Below are 15,713 nucleotides of genomic sequence, written 5' to 3'. Positions count from 1 at the left end.
CCGGTTTTGCGCTTTGTGCGCCGGTGTGCCAACCGCCGTTTCTGAGGCGGCGGTTGGCTCCTGAGGCTTAGGCAGTTGCTACGTTCAGTAACACGGGCACGGAAAACTCGTCGAATTCCAGCACCGCGCCGCCGCTGATTTCCGGAGCGAAATCCAAGCTAAGAGCCTGCACTTCCTCCCGGATGTAGCCGCCGAACGACTGCACGGCGGCTGCCAGCTCGGGCTGCTGCTGCAGCGTCACCCGGATTTTGTCCTGCACTTCCAGGCCACTGTCTTTGCGCAGGTTCTGGAGGCGGTTCACCAGCTCGCGGGCCACGCCTTCCTGGCGCAGCTCGTCGGTCAGGGTCACGTCGAGGGCCACGGTGAGGGGGCCGTCGGTGGCTACCAGCCAGCCGGGCAGGTCCTGGGTGCGGATTTCCACGTCGTCGGGGGCCAGGGTGTAGGCTTCACCGTCGATTTCCACGGCCAGCTGGCCGGTTTTTTCGAGGGTGCTGATTTCCTCGGCGCTCATCTGCTGGATGCGGGCCCCCACGGCTTTCAGCTTGGCCCCGTACTGCTGGCCCAGGCGCTTGAAGTTGGGCTTCACCGACTTCACCAGCACGCCGCTGGCATCGTCGAGGAACTCCACGTGCTTCACGTTCACCTCGGCGCAGATCAAGTCTTCCACCAACGCCACCTGGGCGCGGGTGGAATCGTTGAATACCGGCACCAGGATACGCTGCAACGGCTGGCGCACCTTCAGCACCGACTTCTTGCGGAGCGAGTGCGTGAGCGAGGAAATGCGCTGAGCCAGTTCCATACGCTCCTCCAAAGCTTTATCGATGCGGGCCTCATCGGCTTCCACCAACAGCGTCAGGTGCACCGATTCGGCGGCCAGCGGAGTGCTGCGCTCGATGGCTTCGGCGCGCATGCCGTTGGTCATGTTCTGGTAGAGCCACTCGGCGAAGAAGGGCGCAATCGGGGCCATCAGTTGCGAAACCACCACCAGACACTCCTGCAGGGTTTCGTAGGCGGCGCGCTTGTCGGCGGTCAGCTCGCCCTTCCAGAAGCGGCGGCGCGAGAGGCGCACGTGCCAGTTGGAAAGCTGGTCGGTTACGAAGTCCTGGATGGCGCGGGCGGCCTTCGTGGGGTCGTAGCTGTCGTAGTGGCCGCGCACTTCCAGAATCAGCGACTGGAGCTTGCTCAGAATCCAGCGGTCCAGCTCGCTCAGCTCGGCGTGCGGCGTGCGGTCGAACTCGCGGGCCTGGAAGCCGTCGAGGTTGGCGTAGAGGGCGTAGAACGAGTAGGTGTTGAAGAGCGTGCCAAAGAAGCGGCGCTGCACCTCCGTGATACCGGCCACGTCGAACTTGAGGTTGTCCCAGGGCTGGGCGTTGGCAATCATGTACCAGCGCGTGGCGTCGGGGCCGAACTGCTGGATGGTGGCAAACGGGTCCACGGCGTTGCCGAGGCGCTTGCTCATCTTGTTGCCATTCTTGTCCAGCACCAGGCCGTTGGCCATCACGTTTTTGTAAGCCACCGAGTCTTCCAGCATCACGGCCAGCGCGTGCAGGGTGAAGAACCAGCCGCGGGTCTGGTCCACGCCTTCGGCAATGAAATCGGCGGGGAAGTTCTTCTGGAACTGCCCTTCGTTTTCAATCGGATAGTGCCACTGGGCGTAGGGCATGGCACCGCTGTCGAACCACACGTCGATGAGGTCGGTTTCGCGGTACATGGGCTGGCCCGAGGGCGACACCAGGAAGATGTCGTCCACGTAGGGCCGGTGCAGATCGATTTTGGCGGCGGTTTGATCCGAAGAGCCGTTGGCCATTACCCAGTTGCCATCCACCAGTTGGTAGGGGTTGTGGGTCATCACCTCGGCCGCTACGGCCTTGTCGATTTCGGCGTTCAGTTGCTCGATGCTACCGATGCAGATTTCCTCGCTGCCGTCCTGGGTGCGCCAGATGGGCAGAGGCGTGCCCCAGTAGCGCGAGCGGCTCAGGTTCCAGTCGACCAGGTTTTCCAGCCAGTTGCCGAAGCGGCCGGTGCCGGTGCTGGCGGGCTGCCAGTTGATGGTTTTGTTGAGCTCGATGAGCCGGTCTTTCACCGCCGTGGTTTTGATAAACCAGGAGTCGAGCGGGTAGTAGAGCACGGGCTTGTCGGTGCGCCAGCAGTGCGGGTAAGTGTGCTCGTACTTCTCCACTTTGAAGGCCGTGCCGTCGCCTTTCATGCGGATGGCAATGCTTTCGTCGAGGGTTTTGTAGTCGGCCCCAGACTCGTCGTGGCCGTCGTAGTTTTTCACCCAGCGGCCGCCGAATTCGCCCATCTGGGCCACGTAGCGGCCCGTGCGGTCCACGATGGGGCCGAGTTTGCCTTCGTCGTCGGCTACCAGCAGGGCGGGTACGCCGGCCAGCTGGGCAGCCCGGAAGTCATCGGCGCCGAACGTGGGCGAGATGTGCACGATGCCGGTGCCGTCCTCGGTGGTCACGAAGTCGCCGTTGATGACGCGGAAGGCGTTTTCCTCGCCTTCAAACGCCGGATAGCCTTTGTCTTGGCCGAACAGCCGCTCGTAGCGGATGCCGACGAGGTCGGAACCAGTGAATTCGGCTAAAATTTGCCAGTTCTGCAGTTTACCCTTACTCTGGCTGCCTCTATCAGCGCCATTATTCACAAGTTGCCTAGTGCCTACTTCGAAATCTGTCTTCGAATCTAACTCGTTCGAGAAATACTTGGTGAAAAGCGCCTTCGCGACAACTACCCGTATTTCTTGATTAGTGTAGGGATTGAATGTTTGGACTAAAAGGTATTTAATACCCTTACCTACTGCGAGGCCAGTGTTAGCAGGAAGCGTCCAAGGCGTAGTCGTCCAAGCTAGGATGAAGACATTGTCTTCTACTTCCCCATTTTTTGTGGGAATTTCTTGCAGGGAAGATGGAGCCAATGGGAGGATTGTTTGCAGCTCAGCAAACAGCTTCTCCGACTTCTCATCCCGCTTCACCTTGAACTGGGCCACCACGGTGGTGTCCTTCACGTCCCGGTAGGTGCCGGGCTGGTTTAGCTCGTGCGACGACAGGCCCGTGCCGGCGGCCGGCGAATAGGGCTGAATGGTGTAACCTTTGTAGAGCAGGCCCTTGTCGTAGAGCTTCTTGAGCAGCGCCCAGCAGCTCTCGATGTACTCAGGCTCGAAGGTGATGTAGGGGTCGTTGAGGTCCACCCAATAGCCCATTTTCTCGGTGAGGTCGTCCCACTGGGCTTTGAAGCGCATCACGGTTTCACGGCAGCGCTGGTTGTAGTCCTCAATGCTGATTTTTTTGCCGATGTCCTCCTTCGTGATGCCCAGCTCCTTCTCTACCTGCAGCTCGATGGGCAGGCCGTGGGTGTCCCAGCCGCCTTTGCGGTGCACCTGCTTGCCCAGCAGCGTCTGGTAGCGGCAGAAGATGTCCTTCACCGTTCGGGCCATGACGTGGTGAATGCCGGGGGCGCCGTTGGCCGAGGGCGGGCCTTCGTAAAACACGAACGTGGGCTGCCCTTCGCGGGTGCTCACGCTCTTCTCAAAGATGCCGTTCTGCTTCCACCACGCCAGGATATCGGTGCCGACCTGGCCGTAGTTGAGCGGCTGCTTGAATTCGGGGTAGTTCATTTGTGGGGAGGGTCGTTGTATCAGAACGTCATGCTTGATCTGTCGTCCGCTTGCCGAAGCATCTCTACCTCAGACTAACTCAGTCGTGAGAATGAAGCGGTAGAGATGCTTCGGCAAGCGGACGACAGATCAAGCATGACGGTGGAATTGAGTGGTAAAGGCTTATTGACCGTTCAGTTTCGGCTGCACCTGCATGCGGCTCAGATTCAGCTCCAGGTCGTCATCTTCCTCGTGGTAGTTGTCGTCGTAGTGCTTGATGCCCGACTGGTCGATGGTGTCCTCGTCTTTGCCATGCTCGAAGGTAACAAGCAGGCAGGGCAGCAGAATCAGGTTGGAAAAATTGGTAATCAGCAAGCTGGCTGACATCAGCAGGCCCAGGGCCTTGGTGCCACCAAACTCCGAGAAGGCAAACACCGAAAAGCCCAGAAACAGCACGATGCTGGTGTAAATCATGCTGGTGCCGGCCTCGCTCAGGGTGGTGCTGATGGCGGCCTTCACCCGGCGGCCATTGGCGGCCATTTCCTGCCGGAACTTGGCCAGCAGATGAATGCTGTTGTCGCCATCAATGCCCAACGCAATGCTGAAAATGAGGGCCGTACTGGGCTTGAGCGGAATACCGAAGTAGCCCATAATGCCACCGGTGAGCAGCAGCGTGAAGAAGTTGGGCAGCAGCGTAAAGAACACCGCCCGGATGCTGCGGAACAGAATCAGTACCACCAACCCCACCAGCACAAACGCAATAATGAGGCTCTCCTTGAGCGTGCCAATCAGGTACTCGTTGCCTTTGGTGAAGATGACGGTGGTACCGGTCAGCTTCACATCCATGCCGGTACCATTGAAGATCTTGCGAATTTCGGGGCGGATACCGTTGTTGAGCAGCGTATCGAGGTTGTGCGAGCCGATATCGGCAATCTTCAGCGAGATGCGGGCCTCGCGCATGGTGCTGTCGGTGAAGGAGCGCAGCAGCTTGCTGGTGAGCTGGCCTTCTGAGCCCTTGGTGTTCTGCGAGCGGGCCAGGTAGCTGAAAATGTAGTTTTTCTCGGAGTTATCGGGCAGGCGGTAGAAGTCGGGGCTGCCGTTATAGAACGCCTGGTTGGAGGCCTTCAGGAAGGTCACAACGCTTACCGGTGTGGTCAGCACGGGCTGGGTGCGCAGGTAGTTTTCCAGCCGGTCAATCTTCTCTAGGTTTTTGAGCTTGAGCAAGCCTTTTTCCTTGCCCGTATCCACCACCAGCTCCAGCGGCATCACCCCGTTGAAGTGCTGCTCGAAGAACTTAAGGTCGGAATTCACCGACGAATCTTTGGGCAAATCATCTACCATGTAGCTCACCGACTTCACCTTGGCCACCCCGAACGACGCCAGCACCACCAGCACAGCGGCCGCCAGATACACCGTGCGGCGGCGCTCCAGCACCAGGTAATCGAAGAATTCCAGCAGCTTCATCAGCGGCTTGGCTTCCAGGTGTTCCAGCTGCTTGGGCGTGGGCGGCGGCAGAATGGTGAACACAATCGGCATCAAGATAAACGACACCGCAAAGGCCACGAAGATGTTGACCGTGGCCACGGCCCCAAACTGGAACAGAATGGCAATGTTGGTGAAGCAGAACACCACAAAGCCGATGGCCGTGGTGGTGTTGTTCATGAGCGTGACCAAGCCGATTTTGCGCACCACCCGGGCCATAGCCAGTACCTGGTTGCCCGATTTGCGGTAGTCGTAGTGGTAGCGTGAGAGCAGGTAGGTGCAGTTTGGAATGCCGATAACGATGATAATACTCGGTATCAAACCCGTGAGCAGGTTGATTTTGTAGCCCATCAGCACCATGCTCCCGATGCACCACGTCACTACAATCAGCACAATCAGCAGCGGGAACACCACCGCCGACCAGGTTCGGAAGAACATGAGCAGTGTGAGGGCCATCATGACGATGGTGAGCCCCACGAACAGCTTCATTTCGGAGGCTACCTTGGTGGTCATGGTAGCTCGCACGTAGGGCAGGCCGGCATAGTGCATCTTGATGCCCGTCTTCTGCTGAAACCGCTCGGCGTGCCCCAGAATCTCCTGCATCACCGCCTCGCGCCGGCTGGAGTTCAGGTACTTGGGGTCCATGGTGAGGGCCAGCAGCGTGGCCCCGGTGGTAGGTGAAATCAGTTGGCCTTTGTAGAATTCCTGCACATTCACTACCCGCATCAGCGAGTCAAGCTCGGGCTGGGTCTGAGGGAAATTGCGGAAGATAGGCTCGGCCCGAAACGTGCGCGACGTGGTGTCTTTCACCAGCCGTGGCAAACGCGTAACGCCCAGCACCCCGTTCACACCGCGCACTTGGCTGAGGGTATCGGTTAGCAAGCGCAGCTCATTGAAGTTGCCCAGCTGGTACACCGAACTATCCTGCATGCCCAGCACCAGCACGTTGCCGTCTTCTCCGAACCGCTGCTTGAAGCGCTGGAAATACACCATGTCCGGGTCAGTAGGACTTACCACCTGCGCAAAATCGTAGGTCATTTCGATTTTGCGGGCCTGCCAGCCCATGAACACCGTAATAACGGCCAGCAACCCCACCAGCAGGCGACGGTTTTTGATGACGAACAGGGCAAGGTTTCTCCACATAGGCCGGTAAAATGCAGCAAAGGTACGCAACCCCGGGCAGCAAAGCGGCGGGCACCAAACGGTGAACGACTGACTTACGTTAGGGGCCCACTAGCCCGACTGCCTGTGCTGCCGTTATTTACCTCAACCGCACGGAACGTTTTGCAAACCAAAAAACGTAAGTAGATACATCATTAAGGGCCTGGCGTATTCACGAATCACTTCGCTCTGCCTGTAGTGCTTTGCCAGTGTCATGACCTTATTTAATTCTCCGGAAGCCTCCCTTACTTATCATGAGGAGTCTGACACGTTACTACTGAGTTGCAGTGCTACCAGGCTGTCTGCGTCGTTTGGCCTAGCCTACCACCAAGCGCTGGAAGCTATGCTGGACCGAAGCGTGGGGAAGCTGCTGCTGGATCTGAAGCGCCCTGCCCCACCCACCGACGCCGATACTGACCTGCTGCTTCCACTCACGAAGGCCTTGGCCGGACGCGCCTCCCGGCCGTTGTTTATTGCGGCTGTTGTATCGGAAGGGCAGTATCGGCACCAGGTTGGCAGTTTTCTGGCGTCCTCTGTCCCGCCCCCAGACCAAGTGGAGTTCAACTATTTCACCTCTCGCCGCGATGCAACACAGTGGCTAAGTGAAAACTGATGCAGCGTTCCACCGCTCATAAAAAACGCCGCCCCGAAAGCTAATCCGGGGCGGCGTTTCTATGAGCGGTGAGGTATTCAATACTACCGGACCACTTCCAGCCAGCCTTTCCAGCTTTCGCCGGTGGTGCTTTTGAGCTGGTAGAAATACACGCCGCCGGGCACGTTGTCCTGGCCCCAGCCCTGGCTGTAGTTGTTTTGCTCGAACACCTTTTTGCCCCAGCGGTTAAAAATCTGGATATCAACCGGCTGCAGCGTCACGAAGGGCTTGAACGTATCGTTGAGGCCGTCGCCGTTGGGGGTAATAACGTTGGGCTTTTCTTCCTGGAAGATATTCACCGTCACCACTCTGGACTCCTCGCACTGGCCATTCAAGCCGTAGCGGGCCACCAGACGAACCTGATAGATACCGGGGCGGGTGTAGGTGTGGCTCGGGGCGGCTCCACTACCGAAAGTGCCGTCGCCGAAGTCCCAGACATAGCTGCCGACGGCGGCAGTGGTCGTGCTGCTAAACGACACGGGCACGCCCGTAAACTCATTGACTACCCCAACTGCCGCCGTAATCTGTGGCCGCCGAGCCACCGATACCAGCACGGTGTCTTTGCCGGTGCAGTTGTTGGGCGTGGTGGTAGTGAGAATGTAGAACGTGCTGGCCGTAGGCGAAGCCACTACCGTGCGGCCTGTGGTGGTATTGAGGCCTATTGGCGGAAACCACGCGTACGTAACGCCGGGGCCGGCATCTGGCACAGAAAGCGTTACAGAGCCGCCCTCGCAGATAGTACGGTCGGGACCAGCAGCAGCCGGCGGCAGGCCATACACCACAATCGTATCGGTGGCCGTGGCGCTTTGGATGCAGTTGGAAGGGTCCGTGACGGTGAGACGGGCAATATAGGTACCCGGAGTGCTGTAAACGGTGCTTACCGTGGTGGTAGCATTGCTGGAGCTCAGGCCGTTGCCGAAAGTCCAGTTCGTAGACGTACCACTCACTGAAGGCCGGGTGAAGAACACCGTGAGCGGCGCGCAGCCCGTACGGATCCGTGACCCGCCGGGGGTGGCCGATGGCGTGAAAGAGGCATCCAGCTGCAGCACGTCAATCTTGAAGGCGGCATTGTTCCAGCTGGAGTTGTTGGTGGCCGAGAAGCCATTGGGCGTGACGGGCAGCGGCGTCGAGCCACTGCCTACGCACATCGACTGGTAGATAATGCCTTTTTTGTCGAAGCGCGAGGTGCCACCATCTACGTGGCAGCTGCCGTTGCCGAAGTAGGTGCCATACACAAGGCCGCTGGCATTGGCCGCCAGCTGCATGATGTAGAAGTAGCCGAAGCTGCCCGAAGCCCCCGACGACGACGTCTGAATGGCATTGGGGGTCACGGGCATGTTGGCGATGTTGCCCCCAAACCCGGAAAGCAGAATCTGCCCGCAGTTATCTACCAGAAAGGCCGTTGGCGAAATATTGGTAGAGCCTGAGTTGCCGTTGCCTACCACCGTAGAGAAGCGCGTGGTAGTCAGCAGGCGGTTGATTTTGTGGAGAAACTGCAGGCTGTTGGGGTTGGAATATACGCCCGCCGATACAGGGTAAGCGCCATCAGTCTGCCCGAACAGGTATACCTCACCCTGGCGGTCAAGCTGCAGGAAATAAGCTTGGTCGTAGCCAGGCGTACCGATATAAGAAGCCTGAAACAGGTCGTTGCCGGCCGGCACAATACGGGCCACAAAGCCGTCGGCGCTACCGCCCCGATACTGCGGGTTGAGGCCGCCCGCGGTGCCCGGAAAGTTGGTGCTGGTAGTACCGCCGCTTACAAACACGGTACCGGTGCTATCCACCTGCACCGAATAGGCCGCGTCTTCGCCCGAGCCACCCAGAAACGTGCTCCACGTCAGGCTATTGAGGCTGGAGCTGAATTTGGCTACCACAGCGTCCGAGTTGTTGCCTTTGGTTTGCTGGAAGCCATTGATTATCGGCAGGTTAGCCGACGAACTCACGGTTGCCAGGTAAATATTGCCCTGGGGGTCGGTGGTGACGTCGCCCCGGTAGGTGTCGTTGTAATTTTTGTCGAGTGTGCCGCTGATCTGGCCATCAACGCCCGAGCCGCCGAAAAACGTGGAAGCCAGCAGTTGCCGGCCGTCAGGACTTAGCTTCGACACCACAATGTCAGCCCCGGTATTGAAGCTCACGTCGAAGGCATTGGCGGTAGTTGGAAAGTCGGAGGAGCTGGTAGTACCCAGGATAACGAGGTTCCCGGCGGGGTCTACCACCATACTGTGCGGATGGTCGGTGGAAGCGCCGCCCACATAAGTGCCGTAGATGCGCGAAGCGCCCCGGGTAGTAGCCGATGGGTTGAATTTCATGATGCCGTAGTCCTGGCTGCCGGCAAAGCTCACGTCGTAGGCCCCGGTGGTGGTGGGGTAGCCGGCGGCAAACACCACTCCGCCGGCATACAGGTTGCCTTGCGCGTCGTAGGTGGCGGTGTAGCCGTAGTTGCTGCCCGTAGAGCCGGTATAGGACGAGTACACCAGAACAGGGTCGATAACCAGCGGCAGCGCGTGGTTGTAGTCCTGTGGGAAAGCAAATGACAGGGTATTGCCGGCGCTTAGCACGTAGCGGCAGGCAACCGGCGTTTTCCGGCCGTTCTGCAGCTGATAAGCTACCGGGCTTTGTTCCACTACGGTTCCCACCGAGGTAGTCACCTGCAACGCACCTTTCACAATAGCGAGTTTCTGCTGGCCTTCGTAGCGCAACTGAATGCGGCGGGCATCTGCCCCGGGAGCCAGCTCAAAGTCGTACTCCAGCTGCTCGTCGTGGGTGTAAAAGCGCAGGTTGGTGCCCGGATACAGCTCCTGGTAGCGCACTTCGTTGTAGGAAGGCACATTGCTGGCCCACTTGCTGCGGTCTGCACCCAGGAAGTAGTTGGTTACCTCGCCGGTTTCGTCGCCGCCCTTCACCTGGGCCTGCATGTTGCCGCCCACAAACGACACGGAATAGGCGTGCGCCTTAATGCGGTGGTCGCGCCCGTCGGGCTTATGGTGGTGGAGCTCTTCCACGGCTTTAGTGTCGTAGAGGGTTTGCAACAGCCGGCCCCGCTCCAGGTATAAGCGTCCGCCGGGCACGTCGGTGGCAAACAGCACGGGCCGGGCCCACTGGTTGCGGTTGGCCACAAACTGCAGGTGGCGTCCTTCGGTGGGAGCTGCTACTCTGCCTGGATCTTCTGCTGCCACAGCCGGAGCCACGGCCAACACGCCCAAGACAGCCAACAGGCCCTGAAATGCAGAGGAAGGGTACTTCGAAATAGTAAAAATTCCCATCTACCAGATGTATGTGTTGAATGAAAGACAATGAAACAAGCTGAAAACCAACTGCTGGCCGGCAGCCCCACATAGAGGGCAAGCAAAAACAATTGGTAAAAGAACTTCTCCCAAGTAAGTGATATTCTTTCCGAATGCCGACAAACCAGTAGCTATTTTACAGGAAAAATTTCAACTTATCCAACTGTAAATGAGAACCTAACTGGCCGAAGCTGCCCTTGCAGCCATATTATTCGGGCATAAAAAACCCGCGCTGAACACACAGCGCGGGTTTTTTATGCCCGAATAATATTCAACTGCTTCTACAGCTGCTCGAAAATGCGCGACAGACTTACGGCCTGTCCAATGTAGCTGTGGAGCTCCGAGATAGGCATGCGGGTCTGCTCGCGCGAGTCGCGGTGGCGCACCGTCACGGTGTTGTCTTCCAGCGTCTGGCCATCCACCACAATGCAGAACGGCGTGCCGATAAGGTCCTGGCGGGTGTAGCGCTTGCCGATGGCGTCGCGCTCTTCCATTACCACCCGGAAATCATGGCGCAGGGCATTGAAGATTTCCTCGGCCTTCTCGGGCATGCCGTCCTTTTTCACCAGCGGGAAAATGGCAGCCTTAATGGGCGCCACAGCCGGGTGCAGCTTCAGGAACGTGCGCGTCTTGGTTTGCTCTTTCTCGCCTTCGCCTTCCGTAATGGTTTCCTCGGTGTAGGCCTGGCAGAGCGTAGCCAGGAACAGGCGGTCGGCGCCCACGCTGGTTTCCACCACATAGGGCACGTAGTTGCCGTAGGGCTTGCCGGTTTCGGGGTCGAGGTCGGCGTCGAAGTACTGCTGCTTTTTCTTGGACAGCGCCTGGTGCTGCATCAAATCGAAGTCGGAGCGGGAGTGGATACCCTCGATTTCCTTGAAGCCAAACGGGAATTCGTACTCAATATCCACGGCGGCTTTGGCGTAGTGGGCCAGCTTGTCGTGGTCGTGGAAGCGGAGCTTGGCGGCGGGCAGGCCCAGGGCTTCGTGCCAGCGGCGGCGGGTGGCCTTCCAGGTGTCGTACCATTCGCCTTCGGTTCCTGGTCTAACGAAGAACTGCATTTCCATCTGCTCGAACTCCCGCATGCGGAAGATGAACTGGCGGGCTACAATCTCATTGCGGAAGGCTTTGCCGATCTGGGCAATGCCGAACGGCACCTTCTGCCGCGCCGACTTCTGCACGTTCAGGAAGTTTACGAAGATGCCCTGAGCGGTTTCGGGGCGCAGGTAGATCTTGCTGGAGTCTTCGGCTACGGCCCCAATCTGCGTCGAGAACATCAGGTTGAACTGGCGCACGTCGGTCCAGTTGCTGGTTTTGCTGATGGGGCACTGAATTTTTTCGTCGATGATGAGCTGCTTGACGCCGGCTAGGTCCTCGGCCGTGAGCAGGCGGCCCATTTCAGCCAGCAGGGTTTCGGCGCGGGCCAGCTCGCCGTTCTTCTCATATTCGGCGGCTTTGTCTTCGAGCAGCACGTCGGCGCGGTAGCGCTTCTTGCTGTCGAGGTTGTCAATCATGGGGTCCGAAAAGCCGTCGACGTGGCCGGAGGCTTTCCAGGTGAGCGGGTGCATGAAGATGGCCGCGTCGATGCCCACCACATTCTGGTTGAGCTGCGTCATGGCCTTCCACCAGAGCTGCTTGAGGTTGTTCTTGAGCTCCACGCCGTTGGGGCCGTAGTCGTACACGGCGGCTAGGCCGTCGTAGATTTCCGAAGACGGAAAGACAAAGCCGTATTCCTTGGCGTGCGACACGATGTTGGCCAGGGTGCTTTCGGTGGTGGCGGCGTTTTTTTGCTCGTTGCTCATGCTGTATGGAGAAGTGAGAGGCGTCGGCTGTCATGCCTCCTTCGTCGGAATTACAGCCGCTCCGGGCAAAAGTAGGGAAAGCCTACGCTTGTAGCCTAGCCACAGCGGCAGAAGAGACGTTGCCGGATTGCCAATCAACAATTTAGCGGTTGTTGAATATTTCGCGCTAACCCCGGGCAACTTCCTGCGTTTAGCGCCTCAACTGGTGGCAAGCCGGGCAGTACCGTAACAATTTCATAATCTTGCCGCCCCTAAGGGTACATCTACCTTTGGATGATGAAAACCGTCTTTTCACCAATTCCCTTCTTATGTTTGGCTTAGAGCCTCACGTGCTACTGCTACTCGCCATCTGTCTGGTAGCAGCCTGCGCGTTCGAATTTGTCAATGGCTTTCACGACACGGCCAACGCCGTGGCCACGGTTATCTACACCAATGCCCTGCGGCCCTGGGTGGCCGTTATCTGGTCGGCCTTCTGGAATTTCATCGGGGTGTTTTCCGGCGGCATTGCCGTGGCTATGGGCATCGTGTACCTGCTGCCCGTCGAGAGCCTCGTCGATCAAAACGTGTACCACGGCATTGCCATGGTGGGCGCCCTGATCTTAGGAGCCATTATCTGGAATGTCGGCACCTGGTACTACGGGCTGCCGTCGTCGTCGTCGCACGCCCTGATTGGCTCTATTCTGGGGGTGGGCATAGCCTTTAGTTTGCTGCCTGGCTCGCAAAACGCGGCTGTAAACTGGAGCAAGGCCGGCGAAACCGGCGTGGCCCTGCTTACCGGCCCACTATTTGGCTTTTCGCTCACCATCATCATGATGTTTTTGCTGAAGCGCTTTGTGCGCAACAAATCCATCTTTAAGGAGCCTAACAAGCACAAGCCGCCGCCCATCTGGATTCGCCTCATTCTGATTGCGACCTGCACGCTGGTAAGCTTTTTCCACGGCTCCAACGACGGCCAGAAAGGCGTAGGCCTGATCATGCTGATCCTCATTGGCATTGTGCCCACTTATTTTGCCCTCGACAACGGCAAGAACCCGCTGGACATGCGCGACTCGCTGGTGAAGATTGAGCAGGTGATGGGCAAAGTGAACCCCGCCGAGTTGAGCCCCGCCGACCAGAAGATGCTGGCTGAAATCAAAACCCAAACCGACACGCTCGATGCCATCTTCGCCGGCAAAACCAGCGTGGCTCAGCTGCCGCAGGACGCCCGCTTTCAGATTCGCAAAGGCATTCTGCTCACCTCCAACCGCGCCAAGAAGCTGCTCGGCAGCGAGCGGGTGAGCCTTAGCACCGCGGATCGCGCCACCTACGACGGCGCCATTGCCGACATGAAATCCTTCACCGACTACGCACCCTTCTGGGTGTTGCTGGCCGTGTCGCTGTCGTTGGCCTGTGGCACCATGATCGGCTGGCAGCGCATCGTGAAAACCATCGGTGAGCGGATTGGCAAGGAGCACCTGACTTACGCGCAGGGCGCTTCTTCGGAGCTGGTGGCTGCCGCCATGATTGGCGTGAACACCGCCTACGGTTTGCCGGCCTCTACCACGCACGTGTTGTCGTCGGCTATTGCCGGCTCGATGGTGGCCAACCGCGGCATCAAGAACCTCAACCCCCAGATGGTACGCAATATTGCCTTGGCCTGGGTGCTCACGCTGCCCGTAACGATGGCGCTGTCAGGCGGTTTGTTCCTGCTGTTCCGCGCAATTCTCGGTTAGTAACAAGGGTTAATACCCTGTCTCGTTTCTTCGCTTAATACAAAAAAGCCGCTCTCAAAAGAGAGCGGCTTTTTTTATGGCGTCTACTTTAGTAACACCTGAAATGAGGATAACTCCAAGCTGTAAGTAGTATAAGCTATGCTAAATACTTACACAATCAGCCACTTATCCACTTATCAACACGTTTTCTGCCTGATTTTGTGGATAACCTCGCCTTAGGCAGGCCACTGTACGTCAAGGTCTTCGGAGATAAACACGCCAAAGTTGACGAACTGCAGCTCGTTCTCATCAAAGTAAAGGTCAATCATTTCCTTCTCGTAGGAAATGCGCATTTCACCGGTGTCCATCTTCTCGGTCTCACTGGCTTCGTGGCCGTGGCGGCTCATCAGGGCCTGGATTTCTTCGGGTGTTTTGCCATGGATGTTCTCGCCGTAAAGGCGCATGCCGGGGTGGTCGGTTTCGATGCAGCTCAGGCGGAAGTCGTCTTCGCGGTCGAAGTACAGCGAGTAGCCTTCCTCGAGGTAGTTCCAGGCTTGGTGCTCGAACTCGTCGTCGTCTTCCGACTCTTCGATTTCTTCGGGCTCACCCATCAGGGCGCGCACCTCATCCATGGTTGCGCCGAAGCGGAGCGGCCCCATGCCGGTGCCCAGCGTAATTTCGTTTTCGTCGAGGCTCTGGGGTGTTGCGTTTGTGGGAGTCATAGCGCTATGGTTGAAGAGTGGTAAAGGTAGTTGTTGGTGGGCAGTTGTTGGCTGACAGTTGTTGATTGCTGATTGGTATTCAGCCTGGGCAGATGACGGCTAGCAATCAACAACCGACAATCAGCAACTAACACCTTATTTGCCATACCGGGCTTCGAAGTCGGCGCGCTGCTGCACGTAGTCGGGGTGGAGTTTGGCCTGGTCCCACTTGCGCTTGAAGATGGCGGCGGCTTCGGCTTTTTCCGGATCCTCGGGCGTGCGGGGTAGCTCGGCGCGTCCGTGGGCCCCGCTCTGGCCCTTCTTATCGGCCGGCACAGGCCCCGCATACTTTTTACCACCCTGGTGATTGGCGTAGCGCCGGGCGCGCGTGAAGCCCATCTGCAGGAACTTTCGCGCCATGTCGGCTCCCACAAAATCATGGGCCTTCAGATACGCCTCGAACAGCCCGTAAATTACCTCCGATGATTCGCGGGCCACTTCTGGTGTGCGGAAGCGCCAGTGGGGCAGAATTTCGCTTTTGTAAGGTTCTACCAGCAGCACGCCCTGCTCGCCCTTGCCCACGCGGTACAGTTCAGGTTGCTCGCGCAGGTTGAGGTGCTTGAAATCCTGGTCGTAGTTGAAAGGCATGGCGGAAGGAGTTGCCCGCTGTATACGGCTGCCGCCGCTGTCGGAGTTTCCGGCGCGCCCGATTTGGTTTCGGCCTTGCCATTTGAAACGCCGAACCGGAAGCCTCTTTTTTTTGAGGGCCGGCCGGGTTGTCCACAAGGTTAATAACTTTTTAAAAGAAGAAATTTTAAGAAATCTTTTTAATCTCCATCGTTAGGGCTGTTTATAAGTGGACAAGCAGAACTAGTAATCCACAGCGCGAATAACTTGTGTACAGCTTCGGGTTTATGCACCGTCTGTCAACAGGGTGTGTTGATAGTAAAACTCTGATAATAAGAATTATAACTGTCTTTTTAACAATCCACACACCTTATCCACTAATCCACAATCCACAGCTTGTAGGGTGTGTGGATTGTGGTGTAAACCCGGGCGAGTTGTCCACGCTTATCCACCGGCTGTGGATAGCGAAACAGGGGTGCACGGGCCGCCAGAAACGCAAAAAAACTTATCCTAATTTTCTCCACGCGTTATCCCCAGGTTGCGGTAGTATTATCCACAGATTAAGCCACTTCTTGAATTGGAAGTGGATAAGGCTGTGTAAAACCTGTGGACAAGGGCTGGAAAAGGGGCTCAGTAGCTGGAAAACGCCAGTTTAGGATGTGGATAGCGCCACAATGGGGGCTGGTAGCCAGCAAATCGGCGCTTTGCCGGGTGAATAACG

General features: G+C 57.8%; 8 protein-coding genes. 2 read left to right on the top strand and 6 right to left on the bottom strand.

Annotated features, from left to right (window positions below; genetic code table 11):
• Positions 1–67 precede the first annotated feature (67 nt).
• Both ileS and H8B14_RS18140 read right to left on the bottom strand, forming a co-directional pair.
• A complete protein-coding gene (gene ileS / locus H8B14_RS18145) occupies positions 68–3,616 on the bottom strand; it encodes an isoleucine--tRNA ligase (RefSeq protein WP_187317083.1) in 3,549 nt (1,182 codons plus the stop codon).
• A 162-nt stretch (positions 3,617–3,778) separates the two neighbouring features.
• Entirely contained in the window at positions 3,779–6,220 is a 2,442-nt protein-coding gene (locus H8B14_RS18140; protein WP_187317082.1) for an efflux RND transporter permease subunit, read from the bottom strand.
• Positions 6,221–6,581: 361 nt separating this feature from the next.
• Between H8B14_RS18140 and H8B14_RS18135 the strand changes: the two genes are divergently transcribed.
• On the top strand, positions 6,582–6,851 hold the full coding sequence (locus H8B14_RS18135) for a hypothetical protein (RefSeq protein ID WP_187317081.1): 270 nt from the start codon (positions 6,582–6,584) through the stop codon (positions 6,849–6,851).
• A gap of 83 nt (positions 6,852–6,934) precedes the next feature.
• Here the strand turns inward: H8B14_RS18135 and H8B14_RS18130 are convergent, their stop codons facing one another.
• Positions 6,935–10,153, bottom strand: coding sequence for a DUF7948 domain-containing protein (locus H8B14_RS18130; protein ID WP_187317080.1), 3,219 nt, complete (start codon positions 10,151–10,153; stop codon positions 6,935–6,937).
• A gap of 302 nt (positions 10,154–10,455) precedes the next feature.
• A complete protein-coding gene (locus tag H8B14_RS18125; RefSeq protein WP_187317079.1) occupies positions 10,456–11,973 on the bottom strand; it encodes a glycine--tRNA ligase in 1,518 nt (505 codons plus the stop codon).
• A gap of 308 nt (positions 11,974–12,281) precedes the next feature.
• On the opposite strand from H8B14_RS18125, the gene H8B14_RS18120 reads away from it, so the two are divergent.
• The gene (locus H8B14_RS18120; protein ID WP_187317078.1) at positions 12,282–13,685 is read left to right on the top strand and encodes an inorganic phosphate transporter; all 1,404 of its coding nucleotides are present in this window, start codon (positions 12,282–12,284) and stop codon (positions 13,683–13,685) included.
• A gap of 215 nt (positions 13,686–13,900) precedes the next feature.
• Here the strand turns inward: H8B14_RS18120 and H8B14_RS18115 are convergent, their stop codons facing one another.
• Positions 13,901–14,386 carry a hypothetical protein gene (locus tag H8B14_RS18115; protein ID WP_187317077.1) on the bottom strand — a complete coding sequence of 162 codons (486 nt, stop codon included), beginning with the start codon at positions 14,384–14,386 and terminating at the stop codon, positions 13,901–13,903.
• Positions 14,387–14,521: 135 nt separating this feature from the next.
• Positions 14,522–15,013 (bottom strand): DUF4385 domain-containing protein, encoded by a 492-nt coding sequence (locus H8B14_RS18110; RefSeq protein WP_187317076.1) that lies wholly within the window; start codon positions 15,011–15,013, stop codon positions 14,522–14,524.
• Between the last annotated feature and the right edge of the window lie 700 nt (positions 15,014–15,713).

Source organism: Hymenobacter puniceus (assembly GCF_014333525.1).
In the GTDB taxonomy this organism is placed as follows: Bacteria; Bacteroidota; Bacteroidia; order Cytophagales; family Hymenobacteraceae; genus Hymenobacter.
This window is presented reverse-complemented; position numbering and strand designations above follow the sequence as displayed.